A 1220-nucleotide genomic window follows, 5' to 3' on the forward strand; every position below is an offset into this window, starting at 1 on the left:
TGTGCCTTCAGCCCTGAACTGCTAGGTTTATCTACGTAGAGCGCCTCTATAGTGTGCTCAGAAAATTCCTGACGTAAACCATGCCACGAACACAACAGTACTCTGTCGATCTGTCTGCCGATGAACGAGCGGAGTTGAATGCGATGCTTTCAGCGGGCACGTACAAAACGCGGGAACTCACACGCGCACGGTGTCTCTTGCATTCGGATGACGGCTTGACTGACCAAGAGGTCAGTGAAGCCGTCGGCTGTCATCCAGGAACGGTCGGACGCATCCGCAAACGCTACACCGAGGACGGCCTCGCGGCGATTACTCGCCGCAAGGCCGACCGTGTCTACGAGACCAAACTCGACGGACGCGAAGAAGCCCACCTTATCCGTCTCGCCTGTAGCGATCCACCAGAGGGGCGGTCTCGCTGGTCGCTGCACCTCTTAGCCGACCATTTCGTGGCCCTGACCGAGATCGACGTCGAGTCGATCTCTCACGAAACCGTTCGACAGGTGCTAAAAAAACACGACTGCACCCTCACCGATCAAAATCATGGGTAATCGAATCCGGAGAGAACGCTTCGTTCGTCTGCAAAATGGAGGACGTTCTCGACCTCTACCACGAACCATACGATCCACAGCGGCCCGTCGTCTGTTTTGACGAGTCGAACAAGGACCTACACAAGCATGTCCGCGACCCGCTCCCGGCGCGACCGGGAGCGGTCGCTCGGTACGATTACACCTACGAACGCAACGGGACACGGAATCTGTTCATGATGAGTGAACCTCTCACCGGGTGGCGACACGTCGACGTAACGAAACGCCGCCGCAAACAAGAATTCGCCGAGCAGATGCGGTCACTCGTTGATGAGCACTACCCGGATGCGGACTGCATCCGGGTGGTGCTGGACAATCTCTCATCGCATCAGCGGTACGCTCTCTATGAGTTTCTGCCAGCAGCCGAAGCGAATCGACTGCTGTCAAAACTGGAGTTTCACTTCACGCCAGAACACGGCAGCTGGCTCAATATGGCTGAAATCGAATTCAGCGCACTCACGGCAGAATGCCTTGACCGACGTATTCCCGACGCAGCGACACTCCAGGCGGAGGTCGCTGCGTGGGAACGAACTCGTAACGACGATGACTCTGCTATCGACTGGCAGTTCACGACAGACGATGCACGCATCAAACTCCGCCAGCTATATCCAGCAAATCACGATTGAAGCGGCACTA

The 1220-nt window shown here is 56.5% G+C and carries 1 protein-coding gene; it reads left to right on the forward strand.

Annotation, left to right across the window (positions count from 1 at the left end; genetic code table 11):
• Positions 1-80: 80 nt before the first annotated feature.
• Positions 81-1210, forward strand: a protein-coding gene (locus D8Y22_RS00030) for an IS630 family transposase (RefSeq protein WP_217350850.1) whose coding sequence is annotated in 2 segments (ribosomal slippage) — positions 81-516 and positions 516-1210 — 1131 coding nt in all. Because the reading frame shifts where the segments join, the coding sequence is not laid out codon by codon here.
• The last annotated feature ends 10 nt before the right edge of the window (positions 1211-1220 follow it).

Source organism: Salinadaptatus halalkaliphilus (genome assembly GCF_006543045.1).
Taxonomy (GTDB): Archaea; Halobacteriota; Halobacteria; order Halobacteriales; family Natrialbaceae; genus Salinadaptatus; species Salinadaptatus halalkaliphilus.